17 protein-coding genes are annotated in these 22,293 nt (G+C 50.2%); 8 read left to right on the top strand and 9 right to left on the bottom strand.

Annotated features, from left to right (window positions below; genetic code table 11):
* Positions 1-24 precede the first annotated feature (24 nt).
* Entirely contained in the window at positions 25-1,335 is a 1,311-nt protein-coding gene (locus NST44_RS13005; RefSeq protein ID WP_210095016.1) for an ABC transporter substrate-binding protein, read from the bottom strand.
* A gap of 268 nt (positions 1,336-1,603) precedes the next feature.
* Here NST44_RS13005 and NST44_RS13000 point away from each other — a divergent pair, with 268 nt between their 5' ends.
* From NST44_RS13000 to NST44_RS12990, 3 genes are all read left to right on the top strand, one after another.
* On the top strand, positions 1,604-3,163 hold the full coding sequence (locus tag NST44_RS13000; RefSeq protein ID WP_213613509.1) for a response regulator transcription factor: 1,560 nt from the start codon (positions 1,604-1,606) through the stop codon (positions 3,161-3,163).
* Positions 3,164-3,184: 21 nt separating this feature from the next.
* Complete coding sequence (locus NST44_RS12995) at positions 3,185-4,936, top strand: sensor histidine kinase (protein WP_213613511.1); 1,752 nt, start codon at positions 3,185-3,187, stop codon at positions 4,934-4,936.
* Positions 4,937-5,160: 224 nt separating this feature from the next.
* The gene (locus tag NST44_RS12990; protein ID WP_213613513.1) at positions 5,161-5,553 is read left to right on the top strand and encodes a MerR family transcriptional regulator; all 393 of its coding nucleotides are present in this window, start codon (positions 5,161-5,163) and stop codon (positions 5,551-5,553) included.
* On the opposite strand, the gene NST44_RS12985 is transcribed toward NST44_RS12990, so the two are convergent.
* Together NST44_RS12985 and NST44_RS12980 are read right to left on the bottom strand one after the other, a co-directional pair.
* Positions 5,540-6,421, bottom strand: coding sequence for an NAD(P)-dependent oxidoreductase (locus NST44_RS12985; protein ID WP_340899777.1), 882 nt, complete (start codon positions 6,419-6,421; stop codon positions 5,540-5,542). The genes NST44_RS12990 and NST44_RS12985 overlap by 14 nt on opposite strands.
* 304 nt (positions 6,422-6,725) lie before the next feature.
* Positions 6,726-7,328: a TetR family transcriptional regulator gene (locus NST44_RS12980; protein WP_007127553.1), complete on the bottom strand. Its 603-nt coding sequence runs from the start codon at positions 7,326-7,328 to the stop codon at positions 6,726-6,728.
* 120 nt (positions 7,329-7,448) lie between these two features.
* Here NST44_RS12980 and NST44_RS12975 point away from each other — a divergent pair, with 120 nt between their 5' ends.
* On the top strand, positions 7,449-8,330 hold the full coding sequence (locus NST44_RS12975; protein WP_340899774.1) for an SDR family NAD(P)-dependent oxidoreductase: 882 nt from the start codon (positions 7,449-7,451) through the stop codon (positions 8,328-8,330).
* Between the two features lie 231 nt (positions 8,331-8,561).
* Here the strand turns inward: NST44_RS12975 and NST44_RS12970 are convergent, their stop codons facing one another.
* From NST44_RS12970 to NST44_RS12945, 6 genes are all read right to left on the bottom strand, one after another.
* Positions 8,562-9,794: an amidohydrolase gene (locus NST44_RS12970; protein ID WP_340899773.1), complete on the bottom strand. Its 1,233-nt coding sequence runs from the start codon at positions 9,792-9,794 to the stop codon at positions 8,562-8,564.
* Positions 9,795-9,839: 45 nt separating this feature from the next.
* Positions 9,840-10,520, bottom strand: a complete 681-nt coding sequence (locus NST44_RS12965) for an ankyrin repeat domain-containing protein (RefSeq protein WP_210095010.1) — start codon at positions 10,518-10,520, stop codon at positions 9,840-9,842.
* A 163-nt stretch (positions 10,521-10,683) separates the two neighbouring features.
* Complete coding sequence (locus NST44_RS12960; protein WP_213613519.1) at positions 10,684-12,537, bottom strand: ABC transporter ATP-binding protein; 1,854 nt, start codon at positions 12,535-12,537, stop codon at positions 10,684-10,686.
* Positions 12,521-14,296 (bottom strand): ABC transporter ATP-binding protein, encoded by a 1,776-nt coding sequence (locus NST44_RS12955; protein WP_210095008.1) that lies wholly within the window; start codon positions 14,294-14,296, stop codon positions 12,521-12,523. Before NST44_RS12955 ends, NST44_RS12960 begins: the two co-directional genes overlap by 17 nt.
* 339 nt (positions 14,297-14,635) lie before the next feature.
* Complete coding sequence (locus NST44_RS12950; protein ID WP_210095007.1) at positions 14,636-14,881, bottom strand: hypothetical protein; 246 nt, start codon at positions 14,879-14,881, stop codon at positions 14,636-14,638.
* Between the two features lie 490 nt (positions 14,882-15,371).
* Positions 15,372-17,426: a HelD family protein gene (locus NST44_RS12945; protein WP_213613521.1), complete on the bottom strand. Its 2,055-nt coding sequence runs from the start codon at positions 17,424-17,426 to the stop codon at positions 15,372-15,374.
* 308 nt (positions 17,427-17,734) lie between these two features.
* Here NST44_RS12945 and NST44_RS12940 point away from each other — a divergent pair, with 308 nt between their 5' ends.
* Genes NST44_RS12940 through NST44_RS12925 form a run of 4 tightly spaced genes read left to right on the top strand, consistent with a single transcriptional unit; the run spans position 17,735 to position 21,964 of the window.
* Positions 17,735-19,330, top strand: coding sequence for a spore germination protein (locus NST44_RS12940; protein WP_213613523.1), 1,596 nt, complete (start codon positions 17,735-17,737; stop codon positions 19,328-19,330).
* Positions 19,331-19,366: 36 nt separating this feature from the next.
* The gene (locus NST44_RS12935) at positions 19,367-20,572 is read left to right on the top strand and encodes a Ger(x)C family spore germination protein (protein ID WP_007127545.1); all 1,206 of its coding nucleotides are present in this window, start codon (positions 19,367-19,369) and stop codon (positions 20,570-20,572) included.
* Positions 20,573-20,581: 9 nt separating this feature from the next.
* Positions 20,582-20,821, top strand: coding sequence for a hypothetical protein (locus tag NST44_RS12930; protein WP_213613525.1), 240 nt, complete (start codon positions 20,582-20,584; stop codon positions 20,819-20,821).
* 18 nt (positions 20,822-20,839) lie between these two features.
* Positions 20,840-21,964: a GerAB/ArcD/ProY family transporter gene (locus tag NST44_RS12925; protein ID WP_213613527.1), complete on the top strand. Its 1,125-nt coding sequence runs from the start codon at positions 20,840-20,842 to the stop codon at positions 21,962-21,964.
* The last annotated feature ends 329 nt before the right edge of the window (positions 21,965-22,293 follow it).

Here is a 22,293-nt window from a genome sequence, read left to right as displayed (position 1 = left end):
CTTACCACCTGCTGACTTTTAAAATTATTGCACTTGCTGTTCGAACAATTTCTGAATGTTAGCCAAGCTTTGGGTCAGGTCGGATCCATTCAAAATGTTAGGCAGTTCATTTTTCAGTGCATCTTTTGCTTCTTGCGTGTACATGCCCAGAGAAATGCCCGGTACTTCGGTAGACCATTTCGTGAAATCGGTATAGATGGCTTGTCCGCCGAAAAATTCCGGTGTCTGGCTGTAAGCTTCGCTGGAGAAGGAAGGAATGTAGGAGCCGACGCCGCCGTTTTCTTTCAGGAAGCGCTCGTAGAATTCACTGCTGCCGCCAATCGTCTTCGCCAAGAAATCGATCGCCAGATCCTTGTTCGCAGAGCCTTCCAGGACGAACCAGCTGGAGCCGCCTTCGTTCGAAGCGTTCACGGCGCCCTCCACATTCAATCTCGGAATCGGAGCCACTCTCCATTTGCCGCTTTGATCCTTGGCGTCCATGATCGAGGAAATCTGCCATACGCCGGATACGACCGTCGCTACATCGCCGGCGTTGAAGCTGCCTACAAACTCGCTCCAGCCCGTTACCGGCTTGGCAATTCCGGAGTCGGCAATCGCTTTGTACACACGGAGCGTCTCCGTCATGACCGGATTGTCAACAAAATTGCCTTTGTTATCCGGCGTGATGTACCAGGATCCGCCGGATTGAAGCAGGATCGAGGTCAGCGCTTCGTCGTTCGGGTTTATGGTCGACATATATTTCCCTGTCTTTTCCTTTACGACTTTGCCGATTTCAATGTACTCATCCCAGGTGATGTTCTCTAGGTCCTCCGCCTTGAATCCGGCCTGCTCCAAATAATCGGAACGGTAGAACATGCCGGTGACCCCGATATCGAACGGAACGCCGTATACTTTTCCATCGATCGTAAGCGCATCCACTTTGTACGGGGAAAACTGGGAATAATCAACCTTATCCGTAAAGTCTGCAAATGTGCCTGGATAAGCGGTTACATATTTCTGAATATTCGGATCATTCACCAGAATGATGTCCGGAAGGCCTTCCTTAACGCCGGAAGCCAGGTTGGTGTTCAGTTTTTGCTCCAAATCCGTTTTTGCCATATCTACGACTTCCAGTTCAAAGCCCGGATTTTCTTTGGCATACAATTCTTCGGCGATTTTCAGGGCAGCTCCGTTAAAGGACGGATCCCATGCCCATGCCACAACCTTCTTGCTTGCGGAGCCTCCTTCACTTCCTGTTCCCGATTGGCCTGAATCCGATGACTTTGAAGAGCCGCAGGCCGCCAATAACGAAGCTGTCATGGAGACGAGCAGCAATACGGATAGCAATTTTTTCAATCTGTACAACCCCTTTTGTTCATATATTTTGTAAGCGCTTCATGATCCGATCTCTATTCTATGTCATTCAAAATAGGGAAGTATAATTCATATTCAAGCTAAAATCGTATTAATTATGGCCCTCTTGTCAAACGCCTGTTTATTATAGTAAAAATTATGGGTCGTAGAAATAATTATTGCATGTTGGATTCATTCAAAGCTCCATCATACCTTTATCTTTCACATTGGTATATGATGAGGAAATAAGAAATTGCAACGAGGTGTAATCATGGATAACCCTATCGCAACCTATCGGGTCATGATTGTGGATGATGAAGCCATTTTACGTGCCGGCATATTACATCTATGTAATTGGAGCGAATATGGAATCGAGATCGTCGCCCAAGCTGCGAATGGTCAAGAAGCGCTTCAGCTGATCGAAGCGGCCGACCCCCATGTCGTAATTACCGATATTGTCATGCCCGTGATGGACGGCGTGGAGCTGACCAAGACGATGCGTGCACGGTATCCCGACATCAAGATCGTCGTGTTAAGCAGCTATAGCGAGTACAATTATGTGCGCGAAGTGTTTAAATACGGGGTTACGGACTACTTGCTCAAACCCAAAGTATCGGCAACCGAACTCGTCTCGCTCATTCAGTCCTTATGCAGCAGCATGAATTTGAACAGCCCTGGCAGCCAGCCGGCGAAAAAAGATCCCGCGCTTATGCTGGGCCGATGGCTGGATCACGAAACGGATCAGGAAGTCAGGGACGATATCAGCCTGGAGCTTCTTCACATTTTCAATCGAAAGCATTTCATCATAGCCAAAGCAAGCACAGCCCCGCTCTTATCCCGGACGAAATGGACGCAGAGCCAAATCGAGGATCGGATCATTGGCCTGGCCTCTGAGCAGTTAGCGGGTCTGGCACATTGCTGCGCGTTCCTGAAAAATGAATCGCTTCTGCTCGTTAATTATGATTCTTCGCAATCCGTAGAAGTCATCGCCGCCTTGCGGCGATTCGCGGAGCGTGTCAAGGATTCGTTGAAATATATATGCTATGTCCTCTCGCATCCATTTGATCATTTCCGCTCCCTTAAAGGGGAACACGAGAGATTATCGTCACATCTCGGAAGGCTGTTGTATTTTAGCGGGCAAGCCATGGTGGCTGAAGACGAGATTACGATTAGCGGCGAGAAAACCAGCTTCGATGAACGGCAATATATCAGCACGCTGCGCACGTTTTCGACGGACGAATCGATCGCGATGATAAGAGCGCTTTTCTCTGAGACGAAGGCTCATCTCTCGTATGACGAATACAGCTTGAAGCGGCTATGCCAGAATCTGGTTTACTCTACCCTTTTTACACTGGAGCAGCTCAAACAGCCGATAGCCGAGCTTGGCTCCTCCAAGCTGAAGCTCTTCAAAATGATTGATCTTGCCTTTGATATCGAGGAGCTGGAACATATCATGGTTCAATTTCTGGAGAAGGTTAGACATGTCGTTCAAGGCAAGGATTATCGGCAATCGATCATACTGCACCAGATCTATGAATACGTAAATGAACATTATGCCAATGAAATTTCATTATCGGAAATGGCAAACGCGCTGCATTTGAACTACACCTATTTGTCGTCGTATTTTAAACAGCGCACCCAAGAGAACCTTACGTCCTATATTAATCGGGTTCGCACGGATAAGGCCAAGGACCTTCTGCTGGATCCATCGCTTTCCGTGTCGGAGATCAGCCGCCTGACCGGCTTCTCGGATCATAACTATTTCTCCAAAGTGTTCAAGAAGATGACGGGAATGACCCCCGTCGAATACCGCCATCAAATCTCTCATTAAAGAAAAAGTCAGGTGCTTGCCATGCTTCGAAAAAACAGCATCTTCATTAAGATGCTCATTCTGATGCTGTCGGGGATCACGATTATTTCCTTTGTGCTCATCGTCGCGTCGTCCAATATTGCAGAACGCATTCTGCTCAACCAGGTCGTCCGGAACGCTTCGGCCAACATGAATATCGCAAAGGATGAATTGCTCAGGTATAACGACCAGGTGGTTAATGCCATGCTTCAAATCAACAGCAGCCACGAATTCAAGGATTATATTACCAAGCCTGCCAATACAACATTGGAGCAAATCAATCTGGCCATCACCCTGGGCAGGTACATCGATGTGTACAAGGAATATTTGAGTCCTGAAAAGTCGCATATTATTGTATCCGGCCTTCCCGGCGAAGGCGGGAGACATTATTCCAGCAACGCGCTCAAATGGGACAAGATTCCACAGGATATCGTCTCTACGTACATGACCACTGACGGGAACATCCCCAATCGGATCAGCTACCACAGCAGCCCGGATTTATTTGCGGAAACCGTTCCTTATGACAACTATATTTTTGCGACAAAGCCATTGGTGGACAGCAGTACGGGTTTGATGTACGGGTATGCGGCTGTCGTGATGGATGAACAAAACATCAAACAAAAATACAATGCCTATATCGCCAAAGGCATTCATATTTCGCTTATATCATCCGATGGTACGATCCTGTCCAGCAGTGACAAGGATTCGATCAGCAAGCGGGACACTGAACGGCTGTCCCTGGCAACTCAGGCTGCGTCCCAGCAGGACGGCGTATGGACCGAATCGGAGGATAAGGAGACCTATATTTCCTACTATCTTCCCGAGTTCAATGCCTATTTGCTGGAGGAAATCAACCAACGAGCCGCTTTTGCGCCTCTTTACAGCCTGTCTGCCGAAATCTTCAAGGTTGTAAGCGTTGTACTGGTCGTTAGCTTGGTTTTTGTTTACTTCCTAAGCCGGCGGATCACCCATCCGTTGAACAAGCTGGTCAAGACGATGAAAACCTCGAAGGGGGATAATCTGATATTTCATCCTTTGGAGGAAAACGGCAGTTATGAAACCAATATATTGGCCAAAACCTACAACCGGCTGATTAAGGAAATTGACCAGTATACCGAGCGGCTCGTCCATGAGGAGCAGGAGCGCCGAAAAGCGGATCTGAACGCATTGCAGATGCAGATCAACCCGCATTTTCTTTACAACACATTAAGTTCTATCAAATACTTATCGAAAATGCACCACACGGATCAGGTGGACCAAACGATCGACAGTCTGATCTCCTTGCTCCAGAGCACGCTGGGCTCGACGGAAGATATGGTCACTGTGGAAACGGAGATCGAGTCCCTGAAGCATTATGTGTTCATTAACCGGATCAGATATGGCGAACAGATCGGCGTACATTATGAAATCGCGGAGGATTGCATGCCTCTGCTTGTTCCCAAGCTGATTATTCAGCCCTTTGTGGAGAACGCATTCTTTCACGCCTACCCTGGAAATGTCAGCGGTAACATTCATATTTTCATTCATCGGTTTGAGGAAAATCTGATCATAGAGATTATGGATGATGGCGTGGGGATGAAAAATTCGGAGGATCAGGTTAACGAGAAGAGGCGTCATCATTTATCCGGTATCGGCATCAGCAACGTTCACGGCCGCATCCAGCTATTGTTCGGCCCTCCATATGGGGTGCATATCCAAAGCGAGGAAGGCTACGGCACCGCGGTGAAAATAACCCTCCCTGTTCATCCAAAATAAAAGAACCGAACAAGCCGCCTTCATCACCCGGCCATGAGCTGGGCATGAAGGCGGCTTAAGATTGATCCCTCATAAAGAATAATGTATCTTTATGGATATCCTATTACCTGATATTGAAAGAACCGGTATCTATCACTGGCTGCAACGAAACTCCGCGATATGCTCATATGAGGTATAGATCTTTAATCTTTTTTTCAACCTTTAACGCAAAGGGGCGCTGCTCAATGAAAATTAGCGAGTTGTCCAAACGAACGGGAGCCAGCATTCGCTCCATTCGGTACTACGAACAGAAGAACCTGATTACGGTCTTCCGATTACAAAACGGGTATCGAGTGTACGATGAAACCGCCATTGATCGGATTAAACAAATCAAGGCTTACTTGAGCCTGGGACTGACAACCGAACAAATCGAACGCACTTTGAATTGTACCGACTCCCAGACGCTTATCGATGCCACTCGGCATTGCGAGAACATGCTGCTCGAGTATGAGTCGTATCTGCAGGAAATCGATGATACGATCAAGAAGCTGACCGGGATCCGCACGGAATTGAATGGACAAATCCAATCTATGAAGGAAAGTCTTAAGCAGGATCCGCGTTCAGTTACGCCCCTTTGACTCTGCTTCCTTGCCGGATGATTTCTGCCAACCGGGAGAAGTCCTGTGCACCATAACCAAGTTCAACTGCCTTATCCACTAAAGCTTTGACCTCACTCATGATGCTAACATCGATTCCGCTCTCCCTGGAAGCGGTGATAATATTCTGCATGACTGCTGCGGTGGAATGAAGATTCGATTCTTGTCCAGGGTAGTGGCCGCTATCAAATTGATTGGCAAATTCGGACATAATGTCAGGGAGCATTCCAACAATATCACGAGCATAAGGTACGAGGCTCGTTACCGGAATCTGCTCGGCATCAGCAAGTGCCAAGGCATGAATATAACCGCTCATGGCAGTCCAGAAAATGTCAAGCAGCGCGATGTCAAACGCGGATGCTCGTCCTGGATCGGTACTAAGAAACGTGGACGTTCCTACCAGATTCATCAATGTGCTGTGATAAGACTTATACGCACTTTCCGACCCGCTGTACAATATGACGCCAGAAGGCTCGCCGATTGCCGGAACGATGATCGATCCGTCCAAATAGTCGATGCCCGCCTGAGATGCCCATTTTGCCATCTCCCTTGCTGCCGATGGAGTGCCGCCGGTGAGATTCACTAACGTTTTTCCCCGAAGCGTATCACCGGATTGCTCCACAATGGATCGAACCGCATCATAATTCAACACACAGATCACGATTAACGAACTTGCTGAAGCGGCCTCAGCAACGGTAGGAGCCAATACTCCGCCTAAGCTAATTAATTCATCCGATTTCCCCGGAGAGCGGTTCCATAATGTCACCGAATGACCTTTTTTAAGCAAAGCTCCTGCCAGCGATCTTCCCATGGGGCCAAGCCCCATTACCGTCACCTGAGTAAATACCATAAACAATCACCCTTCCTCATGTATTCACGCCAAGTGTAAACAATAACACCAATGTCATAGCAAGCGTTGAATTTCAAATCGTACGGCTATAGTTCCAAAATATTTTCTGCAAATACAGCAAAAGCAGCATATAAAATAAAAGAGGGTGTCCCAAAAGTAGACTTTGGAACACCCTCAGCTATAAAAGTATTAGACTGACGATGCATATCATAAAGCTACTGGCTGTTTAGTTGAAGATTCATCACGGAGAACCACACCATAAGTGACTGCGAAGACTAGGGAGTTGCATAGAATTCAATTGCCCTTAAAACTCCTCTTTTGAATCATGCAGATCAAGCGTACGCAAGTTCGACATGAGGAAGGGTAGTACTTGCTCGATGAATTGTTCCGCTGGCTCTTCCTGACATTGACACCACTTCACAACCACCCCATAGATCGACCAGCTGATCATCGTTGCGACCCATTCCATTCTCCGGCGTTCTTCCGCCGAGAGGTCTTTGACATGCTCCATGCATGAGATGATGCCATTGTACAGTTGTTGCTTGGCATTGTCCTCCATCGCCTGCGACAGGGTCCGCCGTGCATTCAGCTGCTTCGTCATTTCAATCTGCCATTCACAGACCGCCAGCATTAGATTACGCAACAGCTCTGCACCCTGCATTCGCGTACCAGGAGGAATCCATTTAGATAGAATCTCTGTAAATGCGCCGCTCATGGTCAACTCAAGCAATTCATATTTATCTTGATAATGGTTATAAAAGGTTGCTCGGTTCAGTTCAGCCCGATCCATAATATCTTGAATCGAGAGGTCCTCGAAGTCCATTTCTGCGAGCAAATCTGTAAATGCTTTCTGAATATATTTCCTCGTTCGCTTCGCGCGAGGGTCATTCGGGTTCACTAAACCCATCCCACATCACCTCCTTGTCCCGCGATCACCTGCCGGGAAAAATACGATTTCGATCGATTGTTGACTACACAACAGATCGACTTTTTTGCTTATTGATTAGAATTGGATATTGCTTCTAATATGTTAATTGACAACTGTTGCCTAGTCAACGTATATAGCTTAATTTATGGGAGAGTGTTAAGGATGAAGGACTTATTTATAGCAGGAGGCACTTCCGGAATGGGCAAAGGACTGGCCATCCACTATTTACGCCAGGGCACCAGGGTGACTGTGACCGGCAGCAACCGTCTTCGGGGCAAGGAATTTCTGGATGAGGCTGCACGTCTCGGCGCCGCGGACCGGGCATCCTTTATTCAAGCTGATCTCTTATCATTGTCTGAGAATCGCCGGATCATTAAAGAGGTTCAACAACGCCACGCGTCGCTTGACGGGCTGGTACTTACTGCGATGCAGCTATTTCCTAAACGGAAGTTGACCCCGGATGGTTTTGAAAGCACATTTGCGCTCTATTATGTCAGCAGATTTATTCTGAGTTATGGTTTGACGGAATTGTTAGAGAGGGGGTCCAACCCGGTCATTGTAAGCATCGGAGGCACCGGAATGACGAAGGGAGTCGTACATTACGATGATCTTACCCTTCAACAGGGGTATAGTCTGCTGAAGGCGACTCTGCAGGGAGGACGGGCAAATGATCTGCTCGGGGTTGCGTATGCCGAGAACCACAAGACAGGGAAGACGCGTTTCATCCTTAACCATCCCGGATATACTCATAGTGGCACGAATCATTTGGCCCAGCCTTTCAAGGGAATACAGCGCGTAATGGGAAAACTCTTCGGACAGCCGGTGGAGAAGAGTATTCAACCGATCATTAAGCTGATGGACAACCCGCCGCCGCAGCCTCTAATCGCTTGGGACCGGACGAAGGCGGTTGATCTCAATCTTCCTACACTTAGCAAGAAGGACGCGCTGAAGTTATATCAGCTGACCAAGCATATTCTTTAACATCCGGCCGGAATCGATGTTGGATGTGCCGCTATCGATTCCGTTTGTTTGACGAAATGAAAAGAGGGTCGTCCCTCAGTTATGATGACTTTTGGGAAACCCTCTTTATTAGTTAAGCGGACCGGCGGTAGCTCGAACTTTTACTCCATTGCAGGAAGCTGATGTTGATACGGGCATGTCTACCACCCACCACACCCAAGATAAAATCTCCATGTCTCCCCAATGCTTGGGTCAAGCCTCGTAGACCCACCGGCCCCGATGAAGCACAGCCTTGCGCTCAGGCCTTCTCGCCATGGCTTCGGCAGAGCAGCTGGCAGCTACGATGACGGCATTGGCCACATCGCCAACCTTCGGCCACGCCCATTGTCCATTTCTGTCCAGCGGCGTGATTCCTCCGGTAATGAAGCCGAGGGTCTGTCCCAGCGAACGCTCATCGCTCAGTCCGAAGCGTTCGGCCAGCGTGCCCGCCTTCGCCAGATTGTCGCCCGTGCCGAACGGCGACCAGTGATCCATAATGCTGTCCTGACCCAGCGATACACTGACCCCGTGGCGTTTAAGCAGCGGGATCGGAATCGTACGGCCCAAGGATACGGACGAGGCTATGGAAATCCCCAGCTCTGAAAGTCGTGATGCCATCTCGGCCGCCTCAGCCGATGAGACATCAGCCAGAGCCAGCGCATGGCTGAGCGTAACCCTTCCCTGCCAGCCGGCCTGTTCCGTCAGATCGGCCAGATGCCGGAACGTCTTCATCCCGACATCGCCCGGCTCGTGGAGATGAAGATCGATATCGGCATTCGCGTAGGCCGCCAGCTCCATCACGGTTTGAAGGGATTTTTCCATATTCTCGTCCAGCGTCGCCGGGTCGACCCCGCCCACAATCGATGCTCCGTTACGGAGTGCTTCCCTTACAAGGGCCGTGGATTGACTCCGCAGCAAGCCATGCTGCGGAAAAGCAACGATCTCGACGGACGCCCTATCCTTGTAATGCTCCACCGCTTGCATCGTTGCTTCAAGATTATGTAAGCCGATGACCGGATCCACATTGCAATGGGAGCGGATCTGTGTCGATCCGAAGCGGATCAACAGGTCCAAGAGTTCTTCAGCTCTTTCTCTGGCCACAGGCAGCAGCTCGGGAAGAAGACGTTCCTCTTCCTCCAGCCGGCTGACAATGCCTTTCGTCGGAACGGATGGCGCCTTCCATGGGCCTCCGTAATACGTTTTGTCCAGATGGATATGCATGTCCCGAAAGGCGGGAAGCATAAGTCCTTTGCTAAGATCCCGTACCGGCAGCGTTGTTTTGGGAAGGTCATGCCCCGGGCGGATCTCGGCGAACACGCCGTTCTCTATTTTCACATGAAAAATCGCGGTTTCCGTGCTCGTCACCACATCATTCTCATATCGATAGCCTGTCTCCAGCCGAACGTTCAAGAGCCAGCAGGCAGCGCCCTGTCGTTGTTCTGTCATCCGTAAATCCCCTCTCTTCTGCTTCACTGATGTATGCCGCGTTCATCAAGACCCGGCGGCCTCCAGCAATATGCGTTCGATCTCTTTAAACCCGCGCTCCTGCGCGTGCCGCAGCGGGCTTACCCCGTTACCGTCGGCAAGATGAATGTCGGCCCCATGTTCAATCAGCAATTTGACGATCTCCTGATGCCTCTCTCCGCCGTCTCCAAGAATGATAGCCTCAAGCAGGGCTGTCCAATCCAGGTTGTTGACATGGTTGACATCGACGTCCGTCCGGGTCAGAAGCTCGCGCACGATTTCGACATGCCCCCGTTCCGAAGCCGGGATCAGAGCCGTTCCGCCAAATCGGTTGGTGAGCGTCGGATCTGCGCCAGCCGCAATCGCCAATCGCAAGATCTCAAGCTGCCCTTCAGCACCGGCATAGAGAAATACATTATTAAGATTGCGGTCCCGGATATCGATATCCGCCCCCTCTTCGATCAGCAGCTGCACGGTCTCAATATGATTGTTGTAGGCAGCAGCCATCACCGCTGTTCTGCCGGCCTCGTCGGTTGCATTGATCGCTGCTCCGGCTTGCAGCAGTTCCTTTACACGCTCGGTGTTCCCCTGCTCAGCGTGTTCGATGAGACTCTGATTCATATTCATATCCTCCGCCTCTCCCTTCTTCGGTTCGGATTGACAAGCTGACAGAACAACCACCAAAACCATGGCGATTACAAGTCTCACTGGATCCCTCCCCATCTGCCGTTTATATGGGTATGCTATCATGAGAAAGAAGCTTATGAAAAATATTAAAAACATTGATTATCCATAGCTTTATCATATGACTAAAAAGAGGACGAAGCCCTCCTTCCCGGCCCCGTCCTCTATCCTTAAAGATTCACTTTCGTTACTGTGACCGGTATAGCCCGGCCCCAGCACGTTCCCGCTTCTGCTTCTGCCCTTGGGAGTGAAGATACAACTCCTCGTAATACCCGTGTGAATCGAGCAGCTCCTGATGCGTGCCCTGCTCGGCGATCTGGCCTTTACTCATGACCAGAATCCGATCTGCCCCCATGATCGTCGACAGACGGTGGGCGATTACGAGCGTGGTCCGCCCCTGGGCGACGAGAAGCAGCGCATTCTGGATCAGCTGCTCCGTATGCGAGTCGAGATTTGCAGTTGCTTCGTCCAGGATCAGAATTTTCGGCTGGAATACAATAATTCGGGCGAAGGAGATCAGCTGCCGCTCGCCTGCGGAAAGGCCGCTGCCCCGCTCCGACAGCCGGGTGTCATATCCTTTGCTCATCCCCTGAATGATCGGGTCTGCACCGATAAATCGGCATGCCTCGATCACCCGCTCCTTGGAGATGCTGTCATCGAACAGCCGCACATTATCCAGCACCGTCCCGGAGTAGAGATAGGGCTCTTGCTGGACCAGCCCGACGATCCGGTGCAGGTCGGATTGCGCCATCTCCCGAATATCGATGCCGTCGATTTTGACGCTTCCTTCCTGTACATCATAGAAGCGGCACAGCAGGCTGATCAGCGAGCTTTTGCCCGCTCCCGTCGTGCCGACGATGCCGATCATCTCGCCGGGCTTCACGTGAAGGTCCAGATCCCGAATGACCGGCGCTCCGTCCCCATAACCGAACGTAATCCGATTGAAATCGATCCGCCCCTGAACCTTCGCTTGATCCATCCGGACCGGCGTCTTCGGATCGGTCACTTCCGGCTGAACCGCAAGCAACCCCCAGATCCGGTTGATCGCCACGCTCGCCGATTGCAGCGTATTCCACTGCTGAGTGATCGTATTGATCGGCTGGAAGAACATCCGGATGTACGTAATGAAGGCATACAGGACGCCGAATTCGAGCGTCAGGCCCAGCACTGCGCGCCCGCCGAGCCAGGTCACGACCGCTATCGCCAGATTGTTCAAAATTTCATACGTCCGGTTGAACAGCACGTTGGTCCGGATTTCCCGAAGATTCGCCTTGAAATAGGAATCGTTGCGTTCTTTGAACTGCCGCTCCTGCTCCTCCTCCTGATGGAATGCCTGGACGAGATTCATGCCGGATAAGTTCTCCGCTGTGAACGCGACAAGCCGGGACAGCCGCGTTCTTGCCATTTGATACGTATGCCGCATATAACGACGGAAGGCGATCGCGATTCCTGCAATGATCGGCAGCAGAATGAGGCAGTACAGGGTAAGCGTCACGTCCAGCTGGAACATCATCACCAAAATGAAGATCAAGGTGAATCCGTCGCGGAAGACACTTAGCAGCACCTGGTTGAAGAACTGGCTGACCGACTCCGTATCGCTGGATACATGCGTGATGAGACTGCCGCTTGGCACCTTGTCGAAGTAGGACATCGACAGCTTGGATATATGCGCGAACAGCCGCTTCCGGATACTTGCAACGATGCTCTGTCCGGCCTTCTGCAGCAGATTGTTCTGCAAATAAGTGAAGACCATGCTTATGAGCGACAAGAGAAAGTAGATGGCGCATATGATCATCAATCCACGGACATCATTCTTGCCGACCAACAGGTTATCGTCGATCGCGATTTTCATCAAGTAAGGCTGCAGCAGCTCGGCGGAAATGGCGATCAAGGTACAGCCGATAAATGCGGCAAAGGTAAGCCGGTGCTCTTTCATGTAACCGGACAACGCGCGGATGGTCGAGACCGGCTTCGTCTTAGGCACCGGTGCGTTCGGATCGGCCTTCTGATCCATCTGCCAATTGTTAATGGCCTGTGCCATGGTGCACCATCCCTTCTTCCTGGATATCGTGCAGCATCCGATACACCCCGTCCTGACGCAGCAGCGACTCATGCGTGCCTTGCTGCACGATTTCCCCCCGGTCCAGAACGATAATGTGATCGGCATGCTTCAGCGCACTGATCCGGTGAGCGATAATGATCGTCGTCTTTCCATGCCGAATGCGGCGGATCGTCTCCATGATTTCCGTCTCCGTTACCGCGTCGACGGCGCTGACGCTGTCGTCCAGGATAAGGATGGGGGCGTCCTTGATAATGCCCCGGGCCAGACTGGTACGTTGACGCTGCCCTCCGGACAGCGTAATCCCGCGCTCGCCGAGCCGCGTTTCGAACCGGTTCGGGAATTCTGCGATATTGTCGTACACCCTCGCCTTCCTTGCCGCTTCCTCGACATCAGCCAGCACAGTATCCCGATTATAAAAAGCGATGTTCTCCCGAATGGTCGAGCTGAACAGGAACCCGTCCTGTGGAACGTAGGCGATCCCTTCCCGCAGACTCTTAAGCGTGAGATTCCGGATATCCTCGCCGCCGATGCGGATCGTGTCCGGCGGCGGATCGTAAGTGCGAAGCAGCAGCTTCATGAGCGTGGTCTTTCCGCTGCCGGTGCGACCGATAATGCCCAGCGTTGTCCCGGGAGGGACCTTCAAATGGATATTCCGAAGCACGTCCCTGGCTTCATCCTCCCCGTGGCCGGGTCGATCGTAAGCGAAATTCAAATGCCGTATTTCGATCCCCGTGCGGGCCGGATCCAGCTCCTTGGCATTCGGCAATTCCTTGATATCCGGCTGCTCGTCAAGCAGGGCGTTCAGCCGGTCAAGGGAAGCCCTAGCCCGCTGGACCGCGTTGATGACGTTCCCGATCTGCTGCAGCGGGTTCATCAGCATGCGGATGTACAGCGTCAGTGCAACAAAGTTTCCGACCGTCATGCGTCCGATCACCGTCAGGTATCCGCCGAACAGGAGCGCGATGATGAGCGAAGAAGCACCTAGAAACGGAATGATGGACTGGAATAGCGATGAGGCGCGCACCATGCTTAGCTGCTTGTTCAGAATGCTGTCAACCGTTGCGCCAAATCTGCGTTTCATAATATCTTCCACCGCGAATTTCTTCGTAACGCGAATGCCGCCAAACTGCTCCTCCGCTGATTCGGTCATGACGCCAAGCGCCTCTTGCACCGCAAGCGATCTGCTCCGAATAATCGGTCCCAGCCACACGACGATCACCGGAATTAGCAGAAGGGGAGCGATGGACGCGGCCACCACATAGAACGGAACATTCGTAATCATCAGCATGACGATGGTGGACACCAGCAGAATCGACGCATTCACGGACTGGTTAACTCCCATGGAGATGGATTCCCTTACGGTCTTCACATCGTTCATGAAATAACTGAGCAGCTTGCCGACGCCGTTCCGGGAATAGAACCGCTCGCTCAGCCCGGTGAAATGAACGAACAGCCGACGACGGTTTACGAATTCGAAGTACCGTCCCGTATACATCACCAGGTATTGGCCGATGCCCCCCATCACCGCGAAGCCAATCCCGATACCGAGCAGCGTCCAGCTGTACGATGCGATTCCGCCTGCAGACAGCAGCCCGTCCTGTAGATCGTCCGTAAAATGACCGAGCACACGCGGAAAATTGACATGAAACATATTGGCTACCAAATGACAGCAAATCGACAACACATAAATCGGCCACGTCTTCTTAAAAAAGTCAGCAAGTATTCGGTGTGAGTCCAATTTCCCATATCACTTCCTCTTTCGTTAAGTTTGCCTTGTCCGAATGTTCCCCCTTTCGTTCAAAGCTGTGATACCTCCATCTTATTAGTTTCTATAAAAAAAATAGTCCTCCTTCCGTCTTCGCGATATTGGCAATGGAATCTTTGTAATCGCTTTAAAGACAACGAGATTTTCTGGGGATATCTTGATGATTGTACTTCACACTATCCAGAACGGTATGGTAAGGGACGTGTCGATGCTTCGCACCGACCATTTGAAATGTAAGAAACCCTGTACTTTGAAAAAAGCACAGGGTCTCTCGACAATCTGACTAACCCTAAACTAGGGTTTAGTTTTTTGTTAGAAGTCAATATCGGGCTTTTCAACATGCTTACCGGTTCTAGAATCAATAATGAAAGGTGTATTTTCGTAAACCTCTTTATAAGTCCGTTTCGATTCTTCTCGAGTAGTAGCCATAAGCTTATCTGGATTGTTTTTAGAACCAATAGGGGCTGATGTGGCTGCAAATGCTGCGGTGCTCATTGCAACAACTGAAAATACTGCTACTAAAGCAATGATTGTTTTAATGATTGTTTTCTTTTTCAAGTTAGCCTTACCTCCGGATATCATTAATTATTTGCCTTGGCAGGGATCAAATTTAATTACTGTAATCTAGTGAGATAGTTTCTTTCCAATTCACCCGTTTTACATATTTTAAAGTCGAGTCAAAGGTACCACTCGAACAATAAGGAAGGGGGGGATCTGCTTAGACACTACCACCACCATCTTCTGTGGAGGAACCTTTTTCTGCACTAGATTTGATAAAGGAGTCTCTGCATAAACCTCTTCGTAAATCAGAATTTTTTCAGATTATCCCTCCCATATTTAGAATTAATGACTCTCCTAACAATATAAACTCCTAAAAAACAGAAAATGTTATGAAAAATCCCTCTGAGAACCCGTTTTGCATCATTCGCCTAAAATTAAATGGATAACACCATGAAGTGCAAATCAGAACCCCGTTTGATAACATGGGGGTTGCCAATACAAACCAGGTGGACTTAATGAGTTGTAGACGCAAAGCTCATCGGTTTCCCTAAGGAAGCCAAGGAGATTTCCGGCCTGTATGGGTTATGGCCAATGCGTGCATAGCCCGGGTACAGGCGATGTATAGCAGGCTTCGATCCATCTCGGAACGGTAGCATGCGGCATTCACAAACGGGATGGCGACCTGATCGAACTCGAGGCCTTTGGCCATATGCGAGCAAGTCACCGTAATGCCCTCCCGGAACTGCTCGCTCTCGAAATCGAGCAAATGGACGTTCTCTTGCAGATGTTTCAGAGCATCATATACCTGCCTGGCCTGCGCCCGCGTCTTGCAAATGATCCCCATCGTATGATAATCCGACTCCAGAAAGCTTTGACTGAGCTTCCTGAGCATATCCAGCTCTTGTTCATGGCTGTCGCAAGAAAGGATGCGCGGCGGTTCGCCATGACGGTCGATCGGAATCATCGTGCCGCCGGGCTGTATCTCCTTGGCAAACTCCATAATCTCCCGGGTCGAGCGATAGCTTTTGGACAGCTCAATGATATCCGCTTGCGGAAAAATGGTCTTGATCGTCTGCAGCGTACTGGAGGAATAAACATTCACCGACTGCTTGCTGTCACCGAGTATCGTCTTCTTGCATGGGAACCAGCGGGACAACACCGCATACTGCACTGGCGTATAATCCTGCATTTCGTCAACCAGCAAATGTCTCACCCGGTCGTAAGGCGAGCTGCCCTCCAAATACATCTTTAGGTAGATCAGCGGAAAAACATCGGCATACTCGATCAGGCTCTTCCCTTTCATCTTAAACAGCTCCGGCTGATTGGCATGCGCATAAAACGCCTTGTACAGGCCGAGCGGTTGCTGGAGTTTATACATTTTCTTGACCGCGGTTTTGATTTTGTTCGTTTCGGATTTCGTGAGCCGCTCCCCGTCATCCGTCCGCGCTCCTGCGGCTAGCAGAAGCGCTGTTTTTTCGAGCCTCTGTTTAACAGGCAGCTGTATATTCCGCTCATAAACGCTCCAAATCTCATGTGCCGGCAGCTGCACTCGGTCCATGTGGATGTCGGCAGGCTCGAAGAAATGCTTGTCCGCATAGCTCATGAAAGCTTCAAGCTCAAGGACAAATTCCCGTCTTGCCTTATACCTGATGCGCTCGGCGCTGCCAGGATCCTCGCCGTTCAGCAGCTCCTCCACCTGCTCATAGAATGTCTGGAAGCCCCAGACGCCCGCCAGCTCCTTCTCAGCCAGCTCCTCCATGCCTACTTCCATGATCTTCTCCTCGCCCAGCTCCGGCAGGACGTTCGAAATGTAGTCGGAGAACACCTTGTTCGGTGAGATGATGAGAATGTCGCTCGATCTGAGCGTTTCCTTATATCTGTACAGCAGATAAGCCACTCTATGCAGCGCGACGGAGGTTTTTCCCGATCCGGCCGCCCCCTGAATGATCAACTCGTTTGCGTTTTCGTTCCGGATTATGGCGTTTTGCTCCTGTTGAATGGTAGCCACGATATTTTTCATTTTCTCATCCGAAGTGCTGCTCAGCTCCTTTTGCAGAACATCGTCATGTATAATCATCGAGCTCTCGATCATGTACTCCAGCACGCCATTTTTGATTTTATATTGCCGCTTTGCCGTAATCTCGCCGTCAACGATCCCCGCAGGCGCAAGGTAGGATGCCGGTCCCGTCTCGTAGTCGTAGAACAGGCTGGCTACCGGCGACCGCCAGTCGTAGATCAGGTGATGCTGACTCTCTTCTTCGACAAAGGAATGAATGCCGATATAATAAGCGCCGGCATCCGGCTGCCGCTTAGTACGAAAATCCACTCTGCCGAAGTAAGGCGAGCCTAACAGCTTGCGTATTTTTTGCAACCGGGCCACCGTCTTCTCCCCGGCATCGATGGACAACGAAATATCCACGCGGTTCGCCGCTCGTTCCGCGGCATCCAGCTGCGCCATATTGACCCACAGGTATTTCTTCGCCTCTATGATGTCCCGATACGAATCGGATACCTTCCCTTCCAGCTCTGCCAGCGTTCGCTGAAGCTCCTTCTGAACATGTGCAAGATATTCACGCTCTTCCGTTTCCTTCCCATTCCGCATAACCCTACGCTCCCTCCCTTAAAGAATAGCTTTAAGTATAGGGGTTTCGGGAAAAAAATATAGACTTATACTTTCCGTTGTAGTATTATATTTTTATCGTGGGTCCAAAAAACCTTATACGATGATGTGCAATATCATTCATACGTAAACCATAATAACCAGGCTGCATCCCCCGGATGCAGACCTGGTTTTTTGTCGTTTTCATCATGAGTATGACGGGCTCATTTTGCCCGCCTTGACATAAGTTTACAGCATGTTTTCTTCGGTAATAATGTGGGAATAGCATCTGTGAGAGGAAGGATATTCCCATGCGGTATCGAAGAAGAACCGGCCATTCCAGCAAAAACACTACCAAGGAAATCCCACCGGCCAACTCATCGACGAATGATACCGATGCTTTAAAACCGGATATCACAAGCAGCCTGGAGCATATCCGAACCACCCTCGGCAACAGCACCGATATCGTGATCAGGGAAATTCCGCTTGATGAAGAGGAAAAACATTATATGGCGATCCTCTATACGGACGGCTTGGCCGACCAAAAAGTCATCTCGGAATCCGTCATGATGGTCGTGGCGGACATTACAAAATCCCTCGTAAAGGAAGATAACGAATATTCGCAGCCTTTCGACGGGCAAAAAATATTAGAAAAAGTCTCTCTCGTCAATCATGAGATCCAGACGATAACCGATTATAAAAAGCTGTTCCATGCTCTATTGTCAGGAGACACGATTTTTCTGATTGACGGCTTGGATCGGGGGATCGCGGCAGGCACCCGGGGTTGGAAGGACCGCGGGGTCATGGAAACCTCGGCGGAAAATGTCGTCCGCGGTCCACGCGAATCCTTCTCGGAGTCGCTGCGAACCAACACGGCCTTGATCCGCCGAAAGATCAAGGATCCGAATCTGTGGATGGAAACGAAGCAGATCGGTCGAATTACCCAAACCGATGTTGCCATCATGTACATTCATGGCATTGCCAATGACAAGATTGTCGAGGAGGTCCGCACCCGGCTTGATCGAATCGACGTGGACAGCATTTTGGAGAGCGGTTATATCGAGGAGCTGATCCAGGACAAGACCCTGTCCCCATTCCCCACGGTTTATAATACCGAGCGTCCCGATGTGATCGCGGCCGAGCTGCTGGAAGGAAAAATCGCCATTCTCGTGGACGGAACCCCGTTCGTTCTGATCGTTCCGGCACTTTTTGTTTCGTTCCTGCATGCGGCGGAGGATTACTACCAGCGTGCGGATATCAGTTCTTTCCTGCGTTTGCTGCGTTACCTGAGCATCTTCATTTCTTTGCTTGGGCCTTCTCTCTATATAGCCATTACTACTTTTCATCAGGAAATGCTGCCGACGCGGCTTATATTCGGATTGGCCGGTCAGCGGGAGCAAGTCCCGTTTCCTGCGTTCGTCGAGGCCGTCCTTATGGAACTAACCTTCGAGATTCTGAGGGAAGCGGGGGTACGGCTGCCGAAAAATATCGGCTCGGCAATATCCATCGTCGGGACGCTGGTCATCGGGCAAGCTGCGGTTGAAGCTGGGATCATCTCTCCGGCGATGGTCATCGTTGTTGCCATTACGGCTATTTCCAGCTTTGTGGTGCCGTCCTTTAACATGTCCATTGCTTTTCGGATGCTCCGGTTTCCGCTGATGGCGCTTGCCGGATCCTTCGGGCTGTTCGGCATTTTAGTCGGGGTCATCGCGATTATCCTCCATTTATGCAGCCTTCGGTCGTTCGGAATTCCATATATGTCCCCTTTCGCGCCGTTAATTCCGGAGGGGCAAAAAGATTCGATCTTCCGTTTGCCGCACTGGTTGTTATCAAGCCGCCCCCGATTGATTAACCAGACCAATTATAAGCGCAGAAAACGCACGCCACCTCAGAAATCGAGAGAATAGACAGATTGAGACCAGCGGGAAAGCGAGGGAAATCCAATGAAACGGATATTGGCGTTGATTCTCTTACATATCGTCGTCACTCTTCTTCTGAGCGGTTGCTGGAACCGCAGAGAATTGAATGAATTGGCCATCGCGGTTGCCGCAGGGGTTGACTGGGTTGATGACCGCTACCGTTTAACCGTCCAGGTCGCAATTCCCGGGCAGGTCACCTCGAAAAAAAGCGGAGGGCCCCAAGCTCCTGCTACTTTGTATACGGCTGAAGGCGATACGATCTTTGAAGCTTCTCGAAGGATGACGCAGGTTAGCCCGCGAAAAATTTATTTTTCCCATTTGCGGATGTTTCTGATGGACGAGGCGATGGCAAGGGAGGGAATTGCCAAAGTGCTTGACCTGTTATCCAGGGATCACGAATTCAGACCGGATTTCTACCTTGTTATTACCAGAGGGGCAACGGCAGAGGAAACCCTGAAAATTATGACTCAAATGGAAACGATCCCTGCCAATAAACTTTATGAATCCCTTCAGACCTCCGAGAAAGCTTGGTCAGCAAGCATGACTGTCACACTGGATGAATTGATCAACGACCTCACCAGCAGCGGAAAGCATCCCGTGCTTACAGGACTGATCATAACTGGGGATCGAGATATCGGGAGAACGAGAAAGAATGTGGAAAACATCGACACTCCAGGTCAATTGAAATATTCGGGGCTCGCCGTTTTCAAACTCGACAAGCTGATCGGATGGTTAAACGAAAAGGATAGCAGAAATTATCGACTAATAAGCGGGGACGTTAAAAGCTCTGTAAGCTTTATCCCCTGCAAGAATGAAGGAAAGATTATCATCGAGACGCTGAGAACCGACAGTAAGCTGAAGGGAAGAATCGTCGAATCTCGTCCCGAAATGGACATCCGGATTAATATGGAGGGGAATATCGGAGCCGTGGAGTGCAGCGGCTTGGATCTGTCTGAGCCCGCGACCGTGAGGGAACTGGAAGCTGAAATGGAAGAAAACTTAAAACGAAGCTTGGAGTCTGTTGTCGATAAAGTGCAATCGAAGTTTAAAGTCGACATATTCGGCTTCGGAGAAGCCTTTCGCCGTTCGCATCCGAGAGAATGGAAAGAGATGGAGAAAACGTGGAATGAACGATATTTCCCCAACCTGAAGACCAATATCCATGTGGATTACAAAATCCGGCGAACTGGCACGACCAATGATACTTTTCTCAATGATATTAAGGAATGAGGCTGGACCATGCTAAATATTGCGATAATTGCAGTATCTGCCGCCGTAATCGTCTGGCTTGAACTGCCGAGAATGCTTCGGGAACAAGAATACAGGGAAATCTGGGGGTTTATTGCATTCTTGGTGATTGGCATAGGCATTAGCGTGGCTCAGACGATCTTCAATGATATCCCTACCCCAGTGTCCTTGATAACGATCGTGTTCAAACCGTTCAGTCATTGGCTCTCAATGTTCGGTTTGATTCAATAGGAAAAGGAGCGGTAAAAGATGCATGTAGTAAAAATTTCGTTGCGCCAGGTCAGCATTTTAACCGCTTTGTATACGATCGGCAGCGCGATTCTCATCGTTCCATCGGGAATGGCCTCCATTGCTAAACAAGATGCCTGGATCGCCTGTCTGGCGGGGAGCGGTCTCGGATTCATCATCTTGGCGGTGCAGCTGCAATTGTTCAGAAAGCACCCGGAAGCAAATTTGATGCAATGGACCGAGAAGCTGTTTGGGAAATGGATCGGCAAAACGGTCAATCTTCTGCTTTTGCTTACGTTGTTCCTAGGCGGTCCTGCCACGGTATTGCACGAAATCGGCATCTTCATGACCATCCAGATGCTGCCGGAAACCCCGATTCAAGCCATCATTTTCCTCTTCGGTGCTCTGGCTGTGCTGGGCGTGCGCTTGGGGCTGGAGGTGCTGGCCCGTGCGGCGGAAATGCTGTTTCCATGGTTCCTGCTCCTGTTTCTGTCGATGAGCATTTTATTACTGTCGGAGATTCATTGGGAGCATGCGACACCCATTCTTGAATCGGGGATCAGCCCTATCTTCCCGGCCGCACTCTCTTTCGTCAGCATTGCCTTCCTGCCTCACATCGTGTTGATGGTCATCTTTCCAGGTGCCGTCAACCGATCGGCGGAAGCCTACAAAGCCGTATATATCGGAAGCTTGGTTGGTGCTGCCGCGCTATTCTTGATTATTGGGCTATCGATTTTGGTCCTTGGCCCGGACATTACGGCTAGAAATATGTATCCCAGTTATATGCTGGCCAAGAAAATCAATATCGGAAATTTTCTTCAGCGCATTGAAGCTGTTATGGCGGTTATGTGGTTTATCACGCTGTTTTTTCGCATCTCCTTATATTTCTACGGCATTGTGATCGGTATTAGCCAAATTTTCAATATTAAAAACTACCAACCGCTGGTCATGCCTCTAGGGTGGATTCTGGCCGCCGTTTCCGTCTTCATTTATCCCAACGTTCCGTTCAAGCTGCAATGGGACGCAACCATTTGGGTTCCATATACGATCACCGTCGGCTTTCTTTTCCCATTGGTGCTGCTCATCTTGCACGGCTTGCGTAAAATGCTGCCCAAAAAATCAAAAAAGCAATCGGATTCGGCTTGAGCCGCATTGATGCAATGGGCTGCGACTCCGTGCCAATGTATGGAACAGAGCCGCCATTATGCACAGAAAAACGAGCCGAATCCGGTTGCCGGGATTCAGCTCGCTTGGGCGCCTCTTCGGCGCGCACAAGTCCCTTTTCGGGACTTGCTGCTCGCTTGGGCGCCTCGTTGGGCTTCACAAGTCCCTTTTCGGGACTTGCTGCTAGCTTGGGCGCCTCTTCGGGGCGCACAAGTCCCTTTTCGGCATGAGCGTTGCATAAATCTTTACATCAGCAATCACTTGGATGAAATCTGAATAAGAACAATTAATTTACAGTTGTTTTTTCGAGA

The sequence above is a fragment of the Paenibacillus sp. FSL W8-0919 genome (assembly GCF_038003785.1).
Classification (GTDB): domain Bacteria; phylum Bacillota; class Bacilli; order Paenibacillales; family Paenibacillaceae; genus Paenibacillus_AQ; species Paenibacillus_AQ lactis.
Note: the sequence above shows the minus strand (reverse complement) of the source record. Positions and strands in the feature narration are given on the sequence as shown.

What these genes read in the sequence shown, in the direction of transcription:
- NST44_RS13000 (WP_213613509.1), top strand. Translation starts at nt 1,604, where the DNA reads ATGGATAACCCTATCGCAACCTATCGGGTCATGATTGTGGATGATGAA.
- NST44_RS12995 (WP_213613511.1), top strand. Translation starts at nt 3,185, where the DNA reads ATGCTTCGAAAAAACAGCATCTTCATTAAGATGCTCATTCTGATGCTG.
- NST44_RS12990 (WP_213613513.1), top strand. Translation starts at nt 5,161, where the DNA reads ATGAAAATTAGCGAGTTGTCCAAACGAACGGGAGCCAGCATTCGCTCC.
- NST44_RS12985 (WP_340899777.1), bottom strand. Translation starts at nt 6,421, where the DNA reads ATGGTATTTACTCAGGTGACGGTAATGGGGCTTGGCCCCATGGGAAGA.
- NST44_RS12980 (WP_007127553.1), bottom strand. Translation starts at nt 7,328, where the DNA reads ATGGGTTTAGTGAACCCGAATGACCCTCGCGCGAAGCGAACGAGGAAA.
- NST44_RS12975 (WP_340899774.1), top strand. Translation starts at nt 7,449, where the DNA reads ATGTTAATTGACAACTGTTGCCTAGTCAACGTATATAGCTTAATTTAT.
- NST44_RS12970 (WP_340899773.1), bottom strand. Translation starts at nt 9,794, where the DNA reads ATGACAGAACAACGACAGGGCGCTGCCTGCTGGCTCTTGAACGTTCGG.
- NST44_RS12960 (WP_213613519.1), bottom strand. Translation starts at nt 12,537, where the DNA reads ATGGCACAGGCCATTAACAATTGGCAGATGGATCAGAAGGCCGATCCG.
- NST44_RS12945 (WP_213613521.1), bottom strand. Translation starts at nt 17,426, where the DNA reads ATGCGGAATGGGAAGGAAACGGAAGAGCGTGAATATCTTGCACATGTT.
- NST44_RS12940 (WP_213613523.1), top strand. Translation starts at nt 17,735, where the DNA reads ATGCGGTATCGAAGAAGAACCGGCCATTCCAGCAAAAACACTACCAAG.
- NST44_RS12935 (WP_007127545.1), top strand. Translation starts at nt 19,367, where the DNA reads ATGAAACGGATATTGGCGTTGATTCTCTTACATATCGTCGTCACTCTT.
- NST44_RS12930 (WP_213613525.1), top strand. Translation starts at nt 20,582, where the DNA reads ATGCTAAATATTGCGATAATTGCAGTATCTGCCGCCGTAATCGTCTGG.
- NST44_RS12925 (WP_213613527.1), top strand. Translation starts at nt 20,840, where the DNA reads ATGCATGTAGTAAAAATTTCGTTGCGCCAGGTCAGCATTTTAACCGCT.